The organism is Pseudomonas sp. NPDC087690 (assembly GCF_044743175.1).
Taxonomy (GTDB): Bacteria; Pseudomonadota; Gammaproteobacteria; order Pseudomonadales; family Pseudomonadaceae; genus Aquipseudomonas.
In genome coordinates this window covers 394423-412918 of sequence record NZ_JBIUVX010000001.1, presented here as the reverse complement: position 1 = coordinate 412918, position 18496 = coordinate 394423, and the positions used below count along the sequence as shown (strand labels likewise).

General features: G+C 59.8%; 16 protein-coding genes. 8 read left to right on the top strand and 8 right to left on the bottom strand.

Going from position 1 to position 18496, the window contains the following annotated elements; translation table 11 throughout:
• The first annotated feature begins 294 nt into the window (after positions 1–294).
• On the top strand, positions 295–1377 hold the full coding sequence (sfnG, locus tag ACIPIZ_RS01790) for a dimethylsulfone monooxygenase SfnG (RefSeq protein ID WP_401163606.1): 1083 nt from the start codon (positions 295–297) through the stop codon (positions 1375–1377).
• Between the two features lie 122 nt (positions 1378–1499).
• Here the strand turns inward: sfnG and ACIPIZ_RS01785 are convergent, their stop codons facing one another.
• Both ACIPIZ_RS01785 and ACIPIZ_RS01780 read right to left on the bottom strand, forming a co-directional pair.
• On the bottom strand, positions 1500–1979 hold the full coding sequence (locus ACIPIZ_RS01785) for a nuclear transport factor 2 family protein (protein ID WP_105706580.1): 480 nt from the start codon (positions 1977–1979) through the stop codon (positions 1500–1502).
• Between the two features lie 55 nt (positions 1980–2034).
• Entirely contained in the window at positions 2035–2598 is a 564-nt protein-coding gene (locus tag ACIPIZ_RS01780; RefSeq protein ID WP_064390180.1) for a TetR/AcrR family transcriptional regulator, read from the bottom strand.
• Between the two features lie 204 nt (positions 2599–2802).
• On the opposite strand from ACIPIZ_RS01780, the gene pssA reads away from it, so the two are divergent.
• Positions 2803–4146, top strand: coding sequence for a CDP-diacylglycerol--serine O-phosphatidyltransferase (gene pssA, locus ACIPIZ_RS01775; protein ID WP_064390178.1), 1344 nt, complete (start codon positions 2803–2805; stop codon positions 4144–4146).
• Positions 4147–4268: 122 nt separating this feature from the next.
• Here pssA and efeO (ACIPIZ_RS01770) read toward each other — a convergent pair whose 3' ends face one another.
• Genes efeO (ACIPIZ_RS01770) through efeU form a run of 4 tightly spaced genes read right to left on the bottom strand, consistent with a single transcriptional unit; the run spans position 4269 to position 8492 of the window.
• Positions 4269–5093 (bottom strand): iron uptake system protein EfeO, encoded by an 825-nt coding sequence (efeO, locus tag ACIPIZ_RS01770; RefSeq protein ID WP_122854898.1) that lies wholly within the window; start codon positions 5091–5093, stop codon positions 4269–4271.
• A gap of 28 nt (positions 5094–5121) precedes the next feature.
• Positions 5122–6420, bottom strand: a complete 1299-nt coding sequence (gene efeB / locus ACIPIZ_RS01765; RefSeq protein WP_064390174.1) for an iron uptake transporter deferrochelatase/peroxidase subunit — start codon at positions 6418–6420, stop codon at positions 5122–5124.
• Between the two features lie 18 nt (positions 6421–6438).
• The gene (efeO, locus tag ACIPIZ_RS01760; protein ID WP_401163601.1) at positions 6439–7638 is read right to left on the bottom strand and encodes an iron uptake system protein EfeO; all 1200 of its coding nucleotides are present in this window, start codon (positions 7636–7638) and stop codon (positions 6439–6441) included.
• Between the two features lie 8 nt (positions 7639–7646).
• Positions 7647–8492 (bottom strand): iron uptake transporter permease EfeU, encoded by an 846-nt coding sequence (gene efeU, locus ACIPIZ_RS01755; RefSeq protein ID WP_105706568.1) that lies wholly within the window; start codon positions 8490–8492, stop codon positions 7647–7649.
• A 291-nt stretch (positions 8493–8783) separates the two neighbouring features.
• Between efeU and ACIPIZ_RS01750 the strand changes: the two genes are divergently transcribed.
• The 6 genes from ACIPIZ_RS01750 to ACIPIZ_RS01725 all read left to right on the top strand — a co-directional run bounded on the left by ACIPIZ_RS01750 (position 8784) and on the right by ACIPIZ_RS01725 (position 15777).
• Positions 8784–9800 (top strand): AraC family transcriptional regulator, encoded by a 1017-nt coding sequence (locus ACIPIZ_RS01750; protein ID WP_401163600.1) that lies wholly within the window; start codon positions 8784–8786, stop codon positions 9798–9800.
• Between the two features lie 266 nt (positions 9801–10066).
• Positions 10067–11731 (top strand): AMP-binding protein, encoded by a 1665-nt coding sequence (locus ACIPIZ_RS01745; protein WP_122661856.1) that lies wholly within the window; start codon positions 10067–10069, stop codon positions 11729–11731.
• A gap of 18 nt (positions 11732–11749) precedes the next feature.
• Entirely contained in the window at positions 11750–12511 is a 762-nt protein-coding gene (locus tag ACIPIZ_RS01740) for an SDR family NAD(P)-dependent oxidoreductase (RefSeq protein ID WP_122661857.1), read from the top strand.
• 12 nt (positions 12512–12523) lie between these two features.
• Positions 12524–13717 (top strand): acetyl-CoA C-acyltransferase, encoded by a 1194-nt coding sequence (locus tag ACIPIZ_RS01735; protein ID WP_401163597.1) that lies wholly within the window; start codon positions 12524–12526, stop codon positions 13715–13717.
• A gap of 142 nt (positions 13718–13859) precedes the next feature.
• Positions 13860–14987 (top strand): acyl-CoA dehydrogenase, encoded by a 1128-nt coding sequence (locus ACIPIZ_RS01730; RefSeq protein WP_064390162.1) that lies wholly within the window; start codon positions 13860–13862, stop codon positions 14985–14987.
• Positions 14988–15003: 16 nt separating this feature from the next.
• Complete coding sequence (locus ACIPIZ_RS01725) at positions 15004–15777, top strand: enoyl-CoA hydratase (RefSeq protein WP_401163595.1); 774 nt, start codon at positions 15004–15006, stop codon at positions 15775–15777.
• A 391-nt stretch (positions 15778–16168) separates the two neighbouring features.
• On the opposite strand, the gene ACIPIZ_RS01720 is transcribed toward ACIPIZ_RS01725, so the two are convergent.
• Together ACIPIZ_RS01720 and ACIPIZ_RS01715 are read right to left on the bottom strand one after the other, a co-directional pair.
• Complete coding sequence (locus ACIPIZ_RS01720) at positions 16169–17320, bottom strand: acyl-CoA dehydrogenase family protein (protein ID WP_127927788.1); 1152 nt, start codon at positions 17318–17320, stop codon at positions 16169–16171.
• Between the two features lie 3 nt (positions 17321–17323).
• A complete protein-coding gene (locus tag ACIPIZ_RS01715) occupies positions 17324–18430 on the bottom strand; it encodes an enoyl-CoA hydratase/isomerase family protein (protein WP_401163593.1) in 1107 nt (368 codons plus the stop codon).
• Between the last annotated feature and the right edge of the window lie 66 nt (positions 18431–18496).

The following is an 18496-nucleotide window of genomic DNA, read 5'->3' as shown; positions in this document are numbered from 1 at the left end:
GGAGGGCGGTCATGTTACTCATTTCCAAGTGTTGCGGCGACCCGTCTGACGCCTTCGCGAGCAGGCTCGCTCCCACATTTTGAAATGCATTCCACCCTGTGGGAGCGAGCCTGCTCGCGAAGGCATTCTTCATGCCGACCCCAAACCAACTGTTGTCCACACAACAACCCGCCAACAAATCTCCTTGTGCAAAACATCTGCACAATCGAAAAAACCAACAAAACCAGGCATTCCAACCCTGGCACGCTTGCTGCTCTACCACTCTCATCTCTCAAATGTCCCGAGGACACGCCAATGAGTCAGCAAGCGGTAAAATTTGCCTACTGGGTGCCGAACGTCAGCGGTGGGCTGGTGGTCAGCAAGATTGAACAGCGCACGGATTGGGGCATCGACTACAACCGCAAACTGGCGCAAATCGCCGAAGCCGCCGGTTTCGAGTACGCGCTGACGCAGATCCGCTTTACCGCCGGTTACGGCGCCGAGTTCCAGCACGAGTCCGTCGCATTCAGCCATGCACTGCTTGCAGCGACCAGCAAACTTAAAGTAATCGCGGCGATTCTGCCCGGGCCATGGCAACCGGCGCTGGCGGCCAAGCAACTGGCAACCATCGATCAACTCACCAATGGCCGCATCGCGGTGAACATTGTCAGCGGCTGGTTCAAAGGCGAGTTCCAGGCCATCGGCGAGCATTGGCTGGAGCACGACGAGCGTTATCGCCGTTCCGAGGAGTTCATCCGCTCGCTGCGCGGCGTGTGGAGTCAGGACAACTTCACCTTTCGCGGCGATTTCTACCGTTTCGACAATTACACCCTCAAGCCAAAACCACTGGGCCGTCCGGAAATCTTTCAGGGTGGCAGCTCGCGTGCGGCGCGGGACATGGCCGCAAGGGTCTCGGATTGGTATTTCACCAATGGCAATAGCGTTGAAGGGATCAAGGCGCAGGTTGACGATATTCGTCAGAAAGCGGCGGCGAACAATCATTCAGTGAAAATTGGCGTGAACGCCTTTGTCATCGCCCGCGACACTGAAGAAGAGGCCAGAGCCGTACTGGCGCAGATCATCGATCAGGCCGATCCGGAAGCGGTGAATGCCTTTGGCGACGCAGCGAAACAGGCGGGCAGGGCGTCACCGGAGGGAGAGGGCAACTGGGCGAAATCGACGTTCGAGGATCTGGTGCAGTACAACGACGGTTTCAAGACCAATCTGATTGGCACGCCGTTGCAGATTGCCGAGCGGATTGTCGCGTTGAAGGCGGTGGGGGTGGATCTGGTGTTGGCGGGGTTTCTGCACTTTCAGGAAGAGGTCGAATATTTCGGTCGGCGGGTGTTGCCGCTCGTTCGCGAGCTCGAGGCCGAAAAGACCGCTGCCGTCGCCTGAACCCCACACATCCCCTGTAGGAGTGAGCCTGCTCGCGATGGCGTCTGAACATTCAACTTATAGGTTGACTGACACACCGCTATCGCGAGCAGGCTCACTCCTACAGTTGGAGCTGTGTTGGCTTACAGGCCGAGGTCGGACAGGCTTGGGTGATCATCCGGGCGGCGGCCCAGTGGCCAGTGGAACTTGCGCTCGCTTTCCTTGATCGGCATGTCGTTGATGCACGCATAGCGCTGGAACATCAGGCCCTGCTCATCGAATTCCCAGTTTTCATTGCCATAGGAGCGGAACCAGTTGCCTGAGTCATCGTGCCATTCATAGGCATAGCGCACGGCGATGCGCGTGTCGGAGTACGCCCACAGCTCTTTGATCAAACGGTAATCCAGCTCTTTTGCCCACTTGCGGGTCAGAAAAGCCTTGGCTTCTTCACGGTTGTTGGCGAATTCGGCGCGGTTGCGCCATTGGGTATCGAGGGTGTAGGCCAGCGATACCCGTTCCGGGTCGCGGGAGTTCCAGCCATCCTCGGCCAGTCGAACTTTCTCGATCGCCGATTCACGGCTGAAGGGCGGTAATGGCGGACGTACCTGGGCTGCAGTAGACATGTTCAGTCTCCCGATCTAATTAATAATTGAACAACAAGTCCGGCTTATTAAGGCATTACAGGTCCAATAACTTTCGCGCCATGCATTGCGCATTATCGGCGGCACTGTGATCACCCATCACAAGCGCTACGGTAATGGCACCGTCAATCAGGATCAGCAACTGTTTGGCCAGCAGTTGCGGATCCTCGGCACCATGTTCGGTACACAGCTCGCACACGTAGTCGAGCAGCTTCTGTTTGTGTTCTTTGGCAACCAACCGAACGGGGTCTTGCGGGTCGCCGGTCTCGCCGCTGGTATTGATGAAGGCGCAGCCGCGAAAGCCTTCCGAGGCGAACCAGCCTTTGAGCACGGTAAACAGGTTGAGCAGGCGATCGGCCGGGGTTTCGGCCTGATCGACGGCGCTTCTGTACCAATGCATCCAGCGGATGTCGCGGCGTTGCAGGGCGGCGACGGTCAGTGCGTCCTTGTCGGCAAAGTAACGGTAGATGCTTTTTCTGGAGACACCGGCGGTTTTCACCAGAAGATCCATGCTGGTGGCAGCGATGCCACTTTTGTAGATCAGCTTTTCGGTGACGTCCAGAATGATGTCGCGCGTGTCGTTGCTAGTGATTTCGTTCATGTGGCAAACAGTAGAACGATTGTTCTCCTTTGGCAATGTTTTTTTAGGGTCAACAGATCGCAGCCTTCGGCAGCTCCTACATTGGCCCGTGTAGGAGCTGCCGAAGGCTGCGATCTTTTGATCTCTTTACGGGCACTAACAAGACCCGAAGGATGTGATGGTGTAAGCTCTCAGGCTCTTCGGATTCGACCCATTGCGAGCCCTATGCCGTTGCTTTTCAAACGTTCCTTGCTGCCCAAACTGCGCAGCTTTCCGCTGACCGCCGAGGCTGTGACCATTCTGTCCGGCGCCGCCGAGTTCCGTCGTTGCCTGCTGGAGAAAATCGCCGCAGCGACCCAACGCATCTACATCGTCGCGCTGTACTTGCAGCAAGACGAAGCCGGTCAGGAAATCCTCGATGCCCTCCACGCCGCCAAGCTCAAGCGTCCCGAGCTGGAAATCGCCGTGGTCGTCGACTGGCTGCGTGCGCAACGCGGGTTGATCGGTGCCGGCAAACAGCCGGGCAATTCGGCGTGGTATCAGGAAATGACCCGCACGCACGAAAGCGAAGTGCCGGTCTACGGCGTGCCGGTGCAGACCCGCGAACTGTTCGGCGTGCTGCATTTGAAGGGCTTCGTGATCGACGATTGCGTGGTCTACAGCGGTGCGAGCCTGAATAACGTCTACCTGCACAAGTTCGACAAGTACCGTTTCGACCGCTACCACGTGCTGCAAAGCCATGAGCTGGCGGACTCGATGCATCATCTGGTCAAGCATGGCTTGATCGAGTCGAAAGCCGTGCATCGCCTCGATCTGCCTAACCTGCCGACCACCCGCAGCCTGCGCAACGACATCGGCGACTTGCGCAGCCGTCTCAAATACGCGACATACGACACCGCCACGGGCAGCACCGCCCGAGACGGCTTGTCCGTGACCCCGTTGCTCGGCGTCGGCAAGAACAACCCCTTGAACCGGGCGATTCTTGAGCTGATCGCCAGCGCGCAAAAGCAGCTGACCATTTGCACGCCGTACTTCAATCTGCCGCTGGGCGTGATCCGCGAGATCAATCGCGCGTTGGCCCGTGGCGTGAAGATCGACATCGTGGTCGGTGACAAGACTGCCAACGATTTCTATATCCCGCCGAGCGAGCCGTTCAAGGTCATCGCGGCGCTGCCGTATCTCTACGAAATCAGTCTGCGCCGCTTTGCCAAACGGCATCAGCGCAATATCGACAGCGGCCAGTTGAACCTGCATCTGTGGCGTGATGGTGACAACACCTATCACCTCAAGGGCATGTGGGTCGATCAGCGCTATACGCTGCTGACCGGCAACAACCTCAATCCACGGGCGTTCCGTCTGGATCTGGAGAATGCGTTGTTGATTGATGATCCGAAGGGGGAGTGGCTGGCGCCGCGAGCGAAGGAGCTGGAAGAGATTTTCCGCCATACCACGCGGATCGACAGTTTTCAGAATCTGGAGACGCTGCCGGAGTATCCGGCCGGGGTGGCCAAGTTTCTCAAGCGCGTGAGTCGGGTGCGGATTGAGCGGTTGCTGTACCGGATTTTGTAAGGCCTTACATTTGTGGCGGTCATACAACCGCTATCGCGAGCAGGCTCACTCCTACAGGGGAACGCATTCCAAATGTAGGAGTGAGCCTGCTCGCGATAGGGCCTTAACAGGCGCTAAAGAACTTAGTTCAGACCCAACTTGCCACGCAACGTGGACAGATCTTCCGCCAGTGTATTCACCGGCCCAACCAGCGCTTTACGGTCGTTATCCTTCACCTTGTCATAGGTTTCAAACCCACCCTCCTTGGTCTTGTACTTGGCCAGAATCTTGTCGACGGTGGCAAAGTTCTTGTCGACCTTCGCTGCAAACGCCTTGTCCTGCTGCTCGATCTGCGGGCGGAACAGATCAACGATTTTCTTCGCACCGTCGATGTTGCCCTGGAAGTCGTAGAGGTCGGTGTGGCTGTAGCGATCTTCTTCACCGGAGATCTTGGTCGCGGCGACTTCTTCCAACAGTGCAGCAGCACCACCGACGACTTTTTCCGGCGGGAATGTCAGGCCGGCCACGCGGGTTTGCAGGTCTTTGACGTCGCTGTTGAGCTTGTCCGCCAACTCGTTCAAGCCTTGGGTGCTTTTCTCTGAGAACAGCGTGTATTCGATGCGGTGGAAACCGGTGAAGTCTTCAGCTTTCACGCCTTTCTCGTGGTCGTCGACGCGGGAGTCGATGGAGGCATCGAGGTCACTGAACAGTTCGGCAATCGGCTCGATCGACTCGTAGTAAACGCGGGTCGGTGCGTAGAGTTTTTGTGCGGTGGCCAGGTCACCTTTTTTCACCGCGTCGGTGAACTGCTGCGTGTGGCTGCCCAACTCATCGAGTTGTTCGGTGACGTAAATCTTGTAGTCCGACACCGGTCCGACCAGATCCAGCGGTGCCGTGGCGGCAAACGCTGACAGCGGGGTGTTGAGCAAACCGAGGGTTAGCAATAACGCGAGTGGCGTCTTTTTCATGGGGGGCGGCTCCAGTGTTGGGATTGTTCTATGCAGCTGTTTTCGGTTGTGTGGCGTTAAGCAGCGAGCGACCGATGAAATCCTTGTCGCCCGTGACACCCGGCAGGGTGAAGAAGTAACCGCCGCCAACCGGTTTGAGGTATTCCTCCAGCGGCTCGCCGTTGAGGCGGGTCTGCACGGTGATGAAGCCTTTTTCCAGGTCGGCCTGGTAACAGATGAACAGCAGGCCCATGTCGAGCTGACCGTTCTTGTTCACGCCGTTGGAATAGTTGAATGGCCGGCGCAGGATCAGGTTGGCCTGAGTCGCAGCCGTGCGCGGATTAGCCAGGCGAATGTGCGCGTCGAGTTTGGTCAGTTTGCCTTCGGGGTCTTTGCGGTAATCCGGCACTTCGGTTTCATGGCTGCCGCCGATGGGCGCGCCGGAGGTTTTCACCCGGCCAAGGATGCTTTCCTGTTCCTGCAACGGTGTGCGATCCCAGCGTTCAACGAAGTTGCGAATGATCCGCACCGCTTGATAGCTGCCATGCGCGGCCCAGGCCGGTTCATCGCTGCCCGCTTGCACCCAGACGATGCTGTCCATGGCTTTGGCATCGTTGGAGTCCGGGTTGGCCGAGCCGTCACGGAAGCCGAGGAAATTGCGCGCCGATTGCGCCGGCACACCGGGTTTCGCCGGAGCTTGCGGCGGCACGCTGCCTTCCTGTTTCCAGCGCACCAGCAGCAGGTCGGGGAGGTTTTTGACGATGTCACGCAGGGCGTGGATGTTGGTGTCGGTGGTGTTGGAGCAGAACTGCAAACTCAAGTCGCCGTGGCAGCAGTCAGCCTCCAGCGCATCGTTGGGGAAGCCGACCATGCGGATCAGGCGTTTTGGCTTGGCCTCGGCCAGACCGAAGCGCTCATCGAACAAGGATTCGCCGACGGAGACGGTAATGGTCAGGTTGTCCGGCGTCACGTTCGGGCCGAGGATGCCGGAGTCCGGCGGCGGCAGTTTCGGGTCGATCTGTGCGACCGGGCCGCCCTTCATCAGAAACGCAATGCGCTCGTTGAGCGTGCGGAACAACCGCTCGAGGTCTTCGCGATCACTGGCCAGCACGTCGAACGACACCAGCATGCCGGAGGCCGGGCGCGGGGTGACGATGCCTGTCTGGTGCACACCGTGGAAATCGTGGCGGTCTTGGGTCTTGTCGCTGCTCGGTGCTTCGGTGACTTGCGCCGGCGCGGCGGCCATGGCCGGGCAGCTCAGGGCTGAGCCGGCAAGGGCGACACCGGCGGCGCCCATGCCCATCAGGACACGGCGACGTTGCAGGTTGAGGTTTTCTGATTCTTTCATCGCTAATTCGTCTTCTGCTTACAGGCCGGAGAGGCCGAGGGCGGGATCGATGCCATCCAGTGCGTCGGCGAGAGCCTGGGCCTTGTCGGCGATCTGCTTGCGTTGTTCGCCGCTGACAGAGTCGTAGCTGGCGTAGCCGTCCTTGATCTTGTAGCTGTTGAGTTCGCTGTCGAAGTCCGCCAAGGCCTTGTCGATTTTTGGCAACAGGTCGGCGGCGGATTTGCTCAGCATTGGCCGCAGCAGATCGACGACTTTGTGCGCGGTTTGCGCATTGGCGGCGAAACCGTTGAGGTCGCTGTGGCTGTAGCGTTCCTCTTCACCACTGGCGGCGCGCACGTCGGCCAATGTGTTGAGGTTGCGCACGACGATGTTGACCAGTTGCTCGGGTGGCAGGCTCTGCGCGAGCAGTTGCTGTTTGAGCGTGGTGACGTCGCTGAGCAGGCGCTGGGCAACCGGTGCCAGATCGTCGAGTTTGCGCTGCTGGAACAGGCCGAATTCGAGGCGATGGAAGCCGACGAAGGCTGGATCCTGCTCACGTTTTTCGAAGTAATCGGCGCGGGCGTTGATGCTGTTGTCCAGTTCTGCCAGACGCTGCGCAGCCGGGGCCAGATGTTGATACGCCGAGCGTGCTGGCAGGTACAGCGCCTGAGCCTGACTCAAATCGCCGCTTTCAATAGCTTGATTGAGTGCGGTCACGGCTTTGATCAGCGCGCTGCTCTGGCTGGCCAGATACACACGAAATTCCGACAACGGCCCGACGAAAGCGACCATCGATGGTTTGGCCTTGGCCGCCGCGTCAGAGGCTGCCGTCGGCGTCACATGCAGGGTGCCGCGCGGGTTGCTGAGCAATCCGCAGGTGATCGCGTAATCGCCGGGTTGCAGATTGGCGTTGATCACCTGGCTCAGGCCCGGCGCGATGTTTTCGCGTTCTTCGACAACCAGCACACCGTCGAGGATTTCCCATTCCACCGCGCGGTCGGAGCGGTTGACGATGCGGAAACTGGCGCGGCCGGCCGGCACGGTCAGCGCATTCGGCTCGCAACTGCCCGGGTGAATGTTCACCACCACTTCGTCGTGATTGTGCTGACGTTTGGCCGCGGCCATTTTCGAGGCGTACCAGAACAGGCCGCCGGCGGCGATCATGATGACCACCGAACCGGCCACCGCCCAGCGCAAGGCACGGGGAGGGGAGGCCTGAGGAGTATTAGGCTTTGACATGGATGCCCTTATTGGCTGGAAACGGAAGACGATTGCGCGGAGGGCTTGGGGGCGGGAGCCGGATAAAAGAACATCACCAGCGCCACCACCAGGTAAATCAGATACGCCCCGAGTGTGCTGACGGTCGGCGCATCCTGATAACCGAACATGCCAGCCAGCACCGAGCCCAGCGGGCCGTCCATCGGCAGCGTCGCGCTGAAGTCGAACAGCACGGTCTGCAGGTGATTCCACAGCCCGGCTTCATGCAGGGCTTGCACGGAATTGGCGAGAATCCCGGCGGCCACCACCAGAATGAACAGGCCGGTCCACTTGAAGAACGCCGAAAGGTTGAGGCGCATGCTGCCGCTGTAGATCAGGAAGCCGACGATGATCGCCAGAATCAGCCCGAGCAGGGCACCGATCGGCGCGCCCGGGCCTTCGCTTTGCTGGAACACCGCGAGCAGGAAGAACACCGTTTCCAGACCTTCGCGAGCGACAGCGAAGAAGACCATGGCGATCAGCGCAATGACCTGATGCTTCGAAGAGGTCAGCGCGTGATCCAGCGAGGCTTGCAGCGAATGCTTGATCGAACGCGCGACCTTGCGCATCCAGAACACCATGGAGCTGAGAATGCCCACGGCCACCAGGCCGACGATGCCTTCGAACAGTTCCTGCTGCTTTTGCGGGAATTCGGCACTGACCAGTTCCAGGCCGCCACCGACCAGCAGGGCGAGAGCGGCGGCGAGGAATACGCCGATCCACACGGCGGGCATCCATTGGCCACGGCCAGTCTGTTGCAGGTAGCTGGCGATAATGCCAACGATCAGCGCGGCTTCAATGCCTTCGCGCAGCATGATCAGGAAGGGAACGAGCATTCGGTATCCAACAAGTCATTCGAAGAGGTTACAAGTTGTAACATAATGAAAGTCATTCTCACATGACATTGATTGACATAAACCTGAACAGTTGCTGAACGACCTCAATTTTTGCCTCGCATTGATCCTTGTAGGAGTGAGCCTGCTCGCGATGGCGTCGTATCAGTCAGCGCTGATTTTTCAGACCCAGCGCTATCGCGAGCAGGCTCACTCCTACAGGGGGTTCGTGTTGAATTCGCCACCTGCGGTAATATGCCCACCACTCAAAAACAACAAGGTTCACCGCGCTCCATGTCGGAAAAAGACACCATCGCCGTTCAACTGGTGCGTGAAGCGCTGCTGCAGAGTTGTGCCCCGGGCGTGGCCACGGAAGAAGTGTTGAACAAGGTCGGGATTGATCCGGCGTTGCTGCAAACCGAGCAGGGCCGGGTGCCGGCCTCGCAGTACGCCAAGCTCTGGCGCTTGTTGGCTCGGCGCGGCGATGACGAGTTTTTCGGTATGGACCCGCGCAAGCTCAAGTCCGGCAGCCTCGAATTCCTCTGTCGCAGTGCGATGGCGCAACCGACACTGGCAGCGGGTTTGAGCACGGGGTTGAGTTTTCTCTCACTGATGCTGGAGCGCATGCCGGCGCAACTGGTGCACCAGCAAAGTCTGGCGGAAATTGTACTGCTGGAGGACGACGCCGAACCGCGCCGCGCTTTCACCTATTTCACCTATTGGATGATTGTCCACGGCGTCGCCTGCTGGCTGGCGGGGCGGCGGATTCCGATTCTGGCCATTGAATTGCGTTGCCCAGAGCCGGATTTCACCGATGACTATCGGGTGATGTTTTCCGAAAACCTGCGGTTCGATCGGTCACGCACGCGGATGATCTTTTCTGCCGATTGCCTTGATCTGCCGATCAAACGTTCCGCCGAAGAGTTGAAGCGCTTTCTGGCCCATGCGCCGGCCAACATCCTGGTGAAGTACCGCGACCCGGAAAGCCTCGCCAGTCGGATCAAGCAGGATCTGCGGCAATTGCCCGCTGAACGATGGCCGGAAACCGAGGCGCTGGCGCAACAGTTATGCATGTCGGCCTCGACCTTGCGCCGGCGCCTGGCCGAGGAAGGGCAGACCTATCAAGGCCTCAAAGACAGCGTGCGCAAGGAATTGGCGATTATCTGGCTGGCGGAACCTTCGATCAGTTTTGTCGAGATTGCCAGTCGATTGGGGTTTGCCGATGCGAGTTCGTTCTATAAGGCGTTTCGCAAGTGGTCGGGGTCGAATCCCGGCCACTACCGCACGCTGATCCTGAATGAGGTTGTCTGATCCAACACATCCCGACGCTTGATCGTTCCCACGCTCTGCGTGGGAATGCCTCAAGGGACGCTCCGCGTTCCAGCTCTGGAGCGGACGCAGAGCGTCCAAGGCTGCATTCCCACGCAGAGCGTGGGAACGATCAGTGTGGTAGCAGTCTTGGCCAAACCAGTCAGCCACTTTGATAGCTTTGACCATTGCCCCAACCCCCACACAGCGCGACTATCCCTCTGTTGTTTACGCTTCCCAGCCTAATAAAAAACAGAGGGATTCTGGCAATGCGCGATTACTTGTCTGCCACCGCACAGTTCAACTATCAGCACACCGTGGATGCCGCGCTCAGCGGTACGCTTGAGGCGCTCAACGCCTGCGTCGAATGCTGCGACCGCCATGCCTTGCCGGGGCGTATTGCGCTGTTCTGGGAAGGCCGCGATGGCGCCAGTGCGACGTACACCTTCAGTGATCTGCAGGACAAAGCCGCGCGTTTTGCCAATTTCCTTCTCGCCCAGGGCGTGCAGAAGGGCGACAAGGTCGCCGGCCTGCTGCCGCGCAACATCGAATTGCTCATCACCGTGTTCGCCACCTGGCGCATCGGCGCGGTGTATCAACCGCTGTTCACCGCGTTCGGCCCCAAGGCCCTCGAACATCGCCTGAACAGCTCAGGCGCCAAAGTGGTGGTCACCGACGCGGTCAACCGGCCGAAACTCGCTGAAGTCGCTGATTGCCCGACATTGGTCACCGTCGGCGGCACCAAGGGCCAAGGCATCGTCCGTGGCGATTTCAGTTTCTGGGCCGAATTGGCCAACCATTCCAGCGTCTGCGAACCGGTGTTGCTGACCGGTGAAGACCCATTTCTGCTGATGTTCACCTCGGGTACCACCGGCCCATCAAAGGCGCTGTCAGTACCGCTCAAAGCCATTGTCGCGTTCCAGAGCTACACCCGGGACGCCGTGGATCTGCGCCCGGAAGATTCGTTCTGGAACGTCGCCGATCCGGGCTGGGCCTACGGCATCTACTTCGGCGTGACCGGCCCGTTGTCGATGGGGCACCCGATCACCTTCTACGATGGCCCGTTCACCCTCGAAAGCACTTGCCGGGTGATCAACAAGTACGGCATCACCAATCTCACCGGATCGCCAACGGCTTATCGTTTGTTGATTGCCGGTGGCGATGAGTTCGCCAAGTCGATCAAAGGCAAGCTGCGCATCGTCAGCAGCGCCGGCGAGCCGCTGAACCCGGAAGTGATTCGCTGGTTCGCCGACAATCTCGACGTGGTCATTCATGACCATTACGGCCAGACCGAACTGGGCATGGTCCTGTGCAACCACCATGGCCTCGACCACGCGGTGCACGTCGGCGCCGCCGGTTTCGCCTCGCCGGGCCATCGCATCGTCGTGCTCGATGACCAATACAACGAACTCGGCGTCGGCCAGCCCGGCATTCTCGCCATCGACCGCCCGCAATCACCGATGTGCTGGTTCGGCGGCTATGAGGGTGCGCCAACCAAGGCCTTTGTCGGCGATTATTACCTGAGCGGCGACACCGTCGAGTGGAACCCGGACGGCAGCATCAGCTTCGTCGGCCGCAGCGACGACGTGATCACTACCTCCGGCTACCGCGTCGGCCCGTTCGATGTGGAAAGTGCGCTGATCGAACACCCGGCGGTGGTCGAGGCGGCGGTCGTCGGCAAACCGGACCCGGAGCGCACCGAACTGGTCAAAGCCTTCGTCGTGCTGAGTACGCAATACCGCGCCGCGCCGGAGCTGGCCGAAGAGCTGCGCCAACACGTACGCAAGCGTCTAGCGGCGCATGCGTACCCCCGTGAAATCGAATTTGTCAGCGAATTGCCTAAGACCCCCAGCGGCAAATTGCAGCGCTTTATCTTGCGCAACCAGGAAATCGCCAAGGCTCAAGAGGCTGCGGCGCATAACGTTTCAGCTTGAAGATCAGGAACTACAGTCATGCAGATCGAGAACAAGGTTTTTATCGTCACCGGCGGCGCATCCGGCCTCGGTGCGGCCAGCGCTGAATTGCTGGTGAGTGCCGGCGCCAAAGTGATGCTGGTGGACATGAATGCCGAAGCAGTCGCCGCACAGGCTCAGCGTCTGGGCGCGCAAAGCGTGGTTGCCGATATCAGCAGCGAAGCCGCCGCCGAAGCCGCCGTGCAAGCGACCGTCAAAGCCTTTGGCAGCCTCAACGGTCTGGTCAACTGCGCCGGTATCGTCCGTGGCGAGAAAATTCTCGGCAAGAACGGCCCGCATGCGCTGAGCAGTTTCGCGCAAGTGATCAACGTCAACCTGATCGGCAGCTTCAACATGCTGCGTCTGGCCGCTGCGGCCATCGCCGAATCCGAGGCCAACGCTGATGGCGAGCGTGGTGTGATCATCAACACCGCATCCGTCGCTGCATTCGACGGCCAGATCGGCCAGGCGGCGTATTCCGCTTCGAAAGGCGCAATCGCCAGCCTGACCCTGCCGGCTGCCCGTGAACTGGCGCGCTTCGGCATTCGCGTGATGACCATCGCCCCAGGCATTTTCGAAACGCCGATGATGGCCGGCATGACCCCGGAAGTTCGCGAATCGCTGGCCGCCGGCGTGCCGTTCCCGCCGCGCCTGGGCAAGCCTGCGGAATACGCTGCGCTGGTTCGGCATATCATCGAAAACAGCATGCTCAACGGCGAGGTGATCCGTCTCGACGGCGCCTTGCGCATGGCCGCCAAGTAAGGAGGATTTGTCATGACTATTTCCAACGATCCGATTGTTATCGTCAGTGCCGTGCGCACGCCAATGGGCGGTTTTCAGGGCGAACTGAAAAGCCTTACCGCACCGCAACTCGGTGCTGCTGCAATCAAGGCTGCGGTTGAACGCGCCGGTGTCGCCAGCAACGCGGTTGATGAAGTGCTGTTTGGTTGCGTATTGCCTGCGGGCCTCGGTCAGGCGCCTGCGCGTCAGGCCGCTTTGGGCGCCGGACTGGATAAATCGACCCGTTGCACCACCGTCAACAAGATGTGCGGCTCAGGCATGGAAACCACGATTCTGGCCCACGACATGCTGATCGCTGGCAGCGCCGATGTGGTGATTGCCGGCGGCATGGAAAGCATGTCTAACTCACCGTATCTGCTGGATCGCGCGCGCGCCGGTTACCGCATGGGCCATGGCCGCGTGCTTGATTCGATGTTCCTCGACGGCCTCGAAGACGCCTACGACAAAGGGCGCCTGATGGGCACCTTCGCCGAAGACTGCGCCGAAACCAACCACTTCAGCCGTGAAGCGCAGGATGCGTTTGCCATCGCTTCGACCACCCGCGCGCAGCAGGCGATCAAGGACGGCAGCTTTAAGGACGAAATCGTCCCGCTGACCGTGACCGTTGGCAAAGAGCAGGTGCTGATCAGCCATGACGAGCAACCGCCGAAAGCCAAGCTGGACAAGATTGCCTCGCTGAAACCAGCATTCCGCGAAGGCGGCACGGTGACGGCGGCGAACTCCAGTTCAATCTCTGACGGGGCGGCGGCGTTGGTGCTGATGCGTCAGTCGCAGGCGCAGAAGCTGGGTTTGAAACCGTTGGCCGTTATCCATGGTCATGCAGCGTTCGCCGACACCCCCGGCCTGTTCCCGGTGGCTCCGATTGGGGCGATCAAGAAGCTGATCAAGAAAACCGGTTGGTCGCTGGGTGATGTTGATCTGTTCGAAGTGAACGAAGCGTTTGCTGTGGTTGGCATGGCGGCGATGACGCATCTGGAAATCCCGCATGACAAGCTGAACGTGCATGGCGGCGCTTGCGCGCTGGGCCATCCGATTGGCGCGTCGGGTGCGCGGATTCTGGTGACGTTGCTCTCAGCGCTGCGCCAGCGCAACCTCAAACGCGGCGTGGCAGCGATCTGCATCGGCGGCGGCGAAGCCACGGCCATGGCCGTGGAATGCGTGTATTGAGCCCAACACCAATCCCCTTGTAGGAGTGAGCCTGCTCGCGATGACGTCGTATCAGTCACCACTGATTTATATGACCCACCGCTATCGCGAGCAGGCTCACTCCTACAGGGAAAACGGTGCGACTGATATTTAAGGATTCACCATGATTCCCAACGAAGACCAAACCCAGATCCGCGACATGGCCCGGCAGTTCGCCGAGGAACGCTTGAAGCCGTTCGCCGCCGAGTGGGATCGCGAGCACCGTTTCCCCAAGGAAGCCATCGGCCAGATGGCTGAGCTGGGCTTTTTCGGCATGCTCGTGCCGGAACAGTGGGGCGGTTGCGACACCGGTTACCTGGCGTACGCCATGGCCCTGGAAGAAATCGCTGCCGGCGACGGCGCCTGTTCGACGATCATGAGCGTGCACAACTCGGTGGGCTGCGTGCCGATCCTCAAGTTCGGCAACGATGATCAGCGCGAACGCTTTCTCAAACCGCTGGCCAGCGGCGCGATGCTCGGCGCCTTTGCGCTGACCGAACCGCAAGCCGGTTCCGATGCCAGCAGCCTGAAAACCCGCGCGCGTCTGGAAGGCGATCACTACGTGCTTAATGGCTGCAAACAGTTCATCACCTCGGGGCAAAATGCCGGGATCGTCATCGTCTTTGCCGTGACCGATCCGAGCGCCGGCAAGCGCGGCATCAGCGCGTTTATCGTGCCGACCGATTCACCGGGCTACAAAGTTGCTCGCGTCGAAGACAAACTCGGCCAGCACGCCTCAGACACCTGCCAGATTCTCTTCGAAGACGTCAAAGTGCCGGTAGCCAATCGATTGGGCGAAGAGGGCGAGGGCTACAAGATTGCCTTGGCCAACCTCGAGGGCGGGCGCGTCGGCATCGCTTCGCAATCGGTGGGCATGGCCCGCGCGGCGTTTGAAGCGGCGCGGGATTACGCCCGTGAGCGCGACACCTTCGGCAAGCCGATCATCGAACACCAAGCTGTCGCTTTCCGCCTCGCCGACATGGCGACGCAGATCGCCGTCGCGCGGCAAATGGTCCATTACGCCGCCGCTCTGCGAGACAGTGGGCAACCGGCACTGGTCGAGGCATCGATGGCGAAACTGTTCGCTTCGGAAATGGCCGAGAAAGTCTGTTCGATGGCATTGCAAACCCTCGGTGGATACGGTTACCTCAACGACTTCCCGCTGGAGCGCATCTACCGCGACGTGCGCGTCTGCCAGATCTACGAAGGCACCAGCGACATTCAGCGCATGGTCATTTCGCGCAATCTTTAAGAAGGAATTTTTATTCATGACGTACGAAACCATTCTGCTCGAAACCCACGGCCGCGTTGGCCTGATCACCCTCAATCGCCCGCAGGCGCTGAACGCGCTGAATGCGCAACTGGTCAGCGAAGTGAACCAGGCTCTCGATGCCCTGGAAACGGATGCCGACATCGGTTGCATCGTGATCACCGGTTCGAAAAAGGCCTTTGCCGCCGGTGCCGACATCAAGGAAATGGCCGAGCTGACGTACCCGCAGATCTACATGGACGACCTGTTCAGCGACAGCGATCGCGTGGCCAACCGGCGCAAGCCGATCATTGCCGCGGTCAACGGTTTCGCCTTGGGCGGTGGCTGTGAACTGGCATTGATGTGCGACTTCATTCTGGCCGGTGATAACGCCAAATTTGGCCAACCGGAAATCAACCTCGGCGTGCTGCCGGGCATGGGCGGCACCCAGCGCCTGACGCGCGCGGTGGGCAAGGCCAAAGCCATGGAAATGTGCCTGAGCGGGCGTTTGATCGATGCGGTGGAGGCCGAGCGCTGCGGCATCGTCGCACGGATTGTGCCGAGCGATGAGTTGCTCGATGAGGCGCTGAGGGTCGCGGCGGTGATCGCCAGCAAATCGCTGCCGATTGCGATGATGATCAAGGAAAGCGTGAATCGTGCCTTTGAAGTGAACCTGACTGAGGGCGTGCGCTTCGAGCGTCGGGTGTTCCATGCGGCGTTTGCCACGCAGGATCAGAAGGAGGGGATGGCGGCGTTTATTGCCAAGCGTGAGGCTGCATTCCAAGGCAAATAAATGTGGTGCCTGAGCTGACGCCTTCGCGAGCAGGCTTGATGTACATCAAAATCAAAAGCCCCTCACCCTAACCCTCTCCCGGAGGGAGAGGGGACTGGTTGGGGGATATTGATGATCTGCGCCGACCTGAAAGAACTTTACTGAATCCCTGATCGACCTGGTTCATCCAATCGATAATCGACGCGGTCTTTCAGGTCGATGCATAACGCCAGATACCTCGGTCGGCCCCCTTTCCCGGAGAGCGAAGGCTGCGGAGGTACGCCGACCTGAAAGTGCTTTATTGAATCCGTAATCGACTCGGTCTTTCAGGTCGATGTATAACGCCAGACACCTCGGTCGGCTCCCTCTCCCTCGGGGAGAGGGCTGGGGTGAGGGAAAGGGGCCAACACCATTACAACTGATAGTTCTTCAGCTCCCGCGCAATCACCATCCGCTGAATCTCGCTCGAGCCTTCATAGATCTGGGTAATCCGCGCATCGCGGTAGTACTTCTCGACCGGATAATCCTCCAGATAACCATACCCGCCATGAATCTGAATCGCCGACGAGCAAACCTTCTCGGCCATTTCCGACGCAAACAACTTGGCCTGCGAAGCCTCGGACAAGCAAGGTTTGCCCGCCGTCCGCAGCCGCGCTGCATGCAGGATCATCAGCCGCGCCGCGTTGATCTGCATGTGCATATCGGCCAGCAGGTTGGCGATGCTCTGGTGCTCATTGATAGGTTTGCCGAACTGGATGCGATCGCGCGAATACACCAGCGCCGCTTCAAATGCCGCGCGCGCGATACCCAAAGCCTGCGCCGCGATGCCAATACGTCCGCCTTCAAGGTTGGACAGGGCAATCGCCAGACCTTTACCACGCTCACCGAGCAGATTGGCCTCAGGAATGCTGCAATTACTCAGCGTCACCGCACAAGTATCGGAAGCGCGGATGCCCATCTTGTGTTCAGTGCGATCAACGATGAAACCGGCGGTATCGGTCGGCACCAGAAACGCCGAAATACCTTTCTTGCCCAGGTCTGGATCGGTCACCGCAAACACAATCGCCAGTTTCGCCCGTTTACCGTTGCTGACAAACTGTTTGGCGCCGTTGATCACCCACTGGCCGTCACGCAGTTCGGCGCGGGTGCGCAGGTTGTGCGCTTCGGAGCCGGCCTGCGGTTCGGTCAGGCAGAAGCAGCCGATGGTTTTCCCGCTGGCCAGATCCGCCAGCCAGGTCTGTTTCTGTGCTTCGCTGCCGTAGTTGAGCACCGGGCCGCAGCCGACCGAGTTGTGAATGCTCATGAATGCGCCGGTCGCGCCATCACCCGCAGAAATTTCTTCCACGGCCAAGGCATAGGCCACGTAGTCAACGTAGGTGCCGCCCCATTCCTCGGGCACCACCATGCCGAGCAAACCGAGTTCGCCCATTTTCGCGACGAGCGCATCGTCGATCCAGCCAGCCTTTTCCCAGGCCTGCGCGTGCGGTGCGATTTCGCCACGGGCAAAGTCCCGGGCCATGTCGCGGATCATCACTTGTTCTTCAGTCAGTTCGAGATCGTGCATGGCTCAGCTCCCGCTCTCATCAAAACCGTGGAAGAAACTCGCGACATGCGCAGCGTCCAGCGCAGCAAGAGTCGGCGGGTTCCAGCGTGGTGACTTGTCTTTATCGATCAGCAGGGAGCGTACGCCTTCGATCAGGTCGCCACGGGCGAACCACTGGCGATCCAGATGCAGCTCCAGCGCGAAGCAATGTTCCAGGCTCAGGTGCCGACCGCGCCGGAGCATTTCCAGGGTCACGGCCATGGCCAGCGGCGAACGGGTTTCCAGCAGGTTGGCGGTGGTGGTCGCCCATTCATGGCTGTCGGCAACGGTCACCGCGCGCAATTGCTCGACCATGCTCGGCACATCCGGCAGGGCAAAAAAATGATCGATGGCCGGACGCAGGGCCTCAAGCGGCGCATCGGGCAGGGTCTGCACGGCGTGTTTGGCCAGCAGGTTCTGCAGCGCCTTGAGCGGCGTGTCCTGCCATTCCATCTGGTCGAGTCTTTCGTCGAGCAGCGCCAGTTTGCTGCTGTCCAGATACCAGTCCGCCAGGCCGCAATACAGCGCATCGGCGGCACGGATCTGCACGCCGCTGACGCCCAGATAAATCCCCAGCTCACCGGGAATGCGCGGCAGGAAATAGCTGCCGCCGACATCGGGGAAATAACCGATGGCCACTTCCGGCATCGCCAGTCGGCTCTTCTCGGTGACCACGCGCAGATCGGCGCCTTGTACCAGGCCCATGCCGCCGCCGAGGACAAATCCATCCATCAGCGCCAGCACCGGTTTACGGTAGTGATGAATCGTCAGGTCGAGGGCATATTCCTCGACGAAGAAATCTTCGTGCAGCGTATCGCCGCTCTTGAAACTGTCGTACAGCGAGCGAATGTCGCCACCGGCGCAGAAAGCTTTTTCACCGGCACCGCGCAGGACTACCGCGTGAACATTGGCGTCAGTCGCCCAGGCGTCGAGCTGCTGTTGCAGCAAACGCACCATGTCGAGGGTGATGGCATTGAGACCGGCGGGGCGGTTGAGGGTCAGGTGACCGATACGGTTGCGAACCTCGGCCAGCACTTCGTTTTGCGTGGCATCCATGGACTGGGTCCGCGGGGATGAAGCCTGAGCTGTCATCAGTAACTCCCTGCTTTTATTGTCTTTATTCGAGAAGCTCGCGCGCGAGCGTTACCGGATCGTAAC

Bases quoted from the DNA above. Each gene is read 5' to 3' on its own strand.
- efeO (WP_122854898.1), bottom strand. From the start codon at position 5,093: ATGAAAAAGACGCCACTCGCGTTATTGCTAACCCTCGGTTTGCTCAAC.
- ACIPIZ_RS01735 (WP_401163597.1), top strand. From the start codon at position 12,524: ATGACTATTTCCAACGATCCGATTGTTATCGTCAGTGCCGTGCGCACG.
- efeU (WP_105706568.1), bottom strand. From the start codon at position 8,492: ATGCTCGTTCCCTTCCTGATCATGCTGCGCGAAGGCATTGAAGCCGCG.
- ACIPIZ_RS01780 (WP_064390180.1), bottom strand. From the start codon at position 2,598: ATGAACGAAATCACTAGCAACGACACGCGCGACATCATTCTGGACGTC.
- efeO (WP_401163601.1), bottom strand. From the start codon at position 7,638: ATGTCAAAGCCTAATACTCCTCAGGCCTCCCCTCCCCGTGCCTTGCGC.
- ACIPIZ_RS01715 (WP_401163593.1), bottom strand. From the start codon at position 18,430: ATGACAGCTCAGGCTTCATCCCCGCGGACCCAGTCCATGGATGCCACG.
- ACIPIZ_RS01750 (WP_401163600.1), top strand. From the start codon at position 8,784: ATGTCGGAAAAAGACACCATCGCCGTTCAACTGGTGCGTGAAGCGCTG.
- ACIPIZ_RS01725 (WP_401163595.1), top strand. From the start codon at position 15,004: ATGACGTACGAAACCATTCTGCTCGAAACCCACGGCCGCGTTGGCCTG.
- ACIPIZ_RS01740 (WP_122661857.1), top strand. From the start codon at position 11,750: ATGCAGATCGAGAACAAGGTTTTTATCGTCACCGGCGGCGCATCCGGC.
- efeB (WP_064390174.1), bottom strand. From the start codon at position 6,420: ATGAAAGAATCAGAAAACCTCAACCTGCAACGTCGCCGTGTCCTGATG.
- ACIPIZ_RS01720 (WP_127927788.1), bottom strand. From the start codon at position 17,320: ATGCACGATCTCGAACTGACTGAAGAACAAGTGATGATCCGCGACATG.
- ACIPIZ_RS01785 (WP_105706580.1), bottom strand. From the start codon at position 1,979: ATGTCTACTGCAGCCCAGGTACGTCCGCCATTACCGCCCTTCAGCCGT.
- pssA (WP_064390178.1), top strand. From the start codon at position 2,803: ATGCCGTTGCTTTTCAAACGTTCCTTGCTGCCCAAACTGCGCAGCTTT.
- ACIPIZ_RS01745 (WP_122661856.1), top strand. From the start codon at position 10,067: ATGCGCGATTACTTGTCTGCCACCGCACAGTTCAACTATCAGCACACC.
- ACIPIZ_RS01730 (WP_064390162.1), top strand. From the start codon at position 13,860: ATGATTCCCAACGAAGACCAAACCCAGATCCGCGACATGGCCCGGCAG.
- sfnG (WP_401163606.1), top strand. From the start codon at position 295: ATGAGTCAGCAAGCGGTAAAATTTGCCTACTGGGTGCCGAACGTCAGC.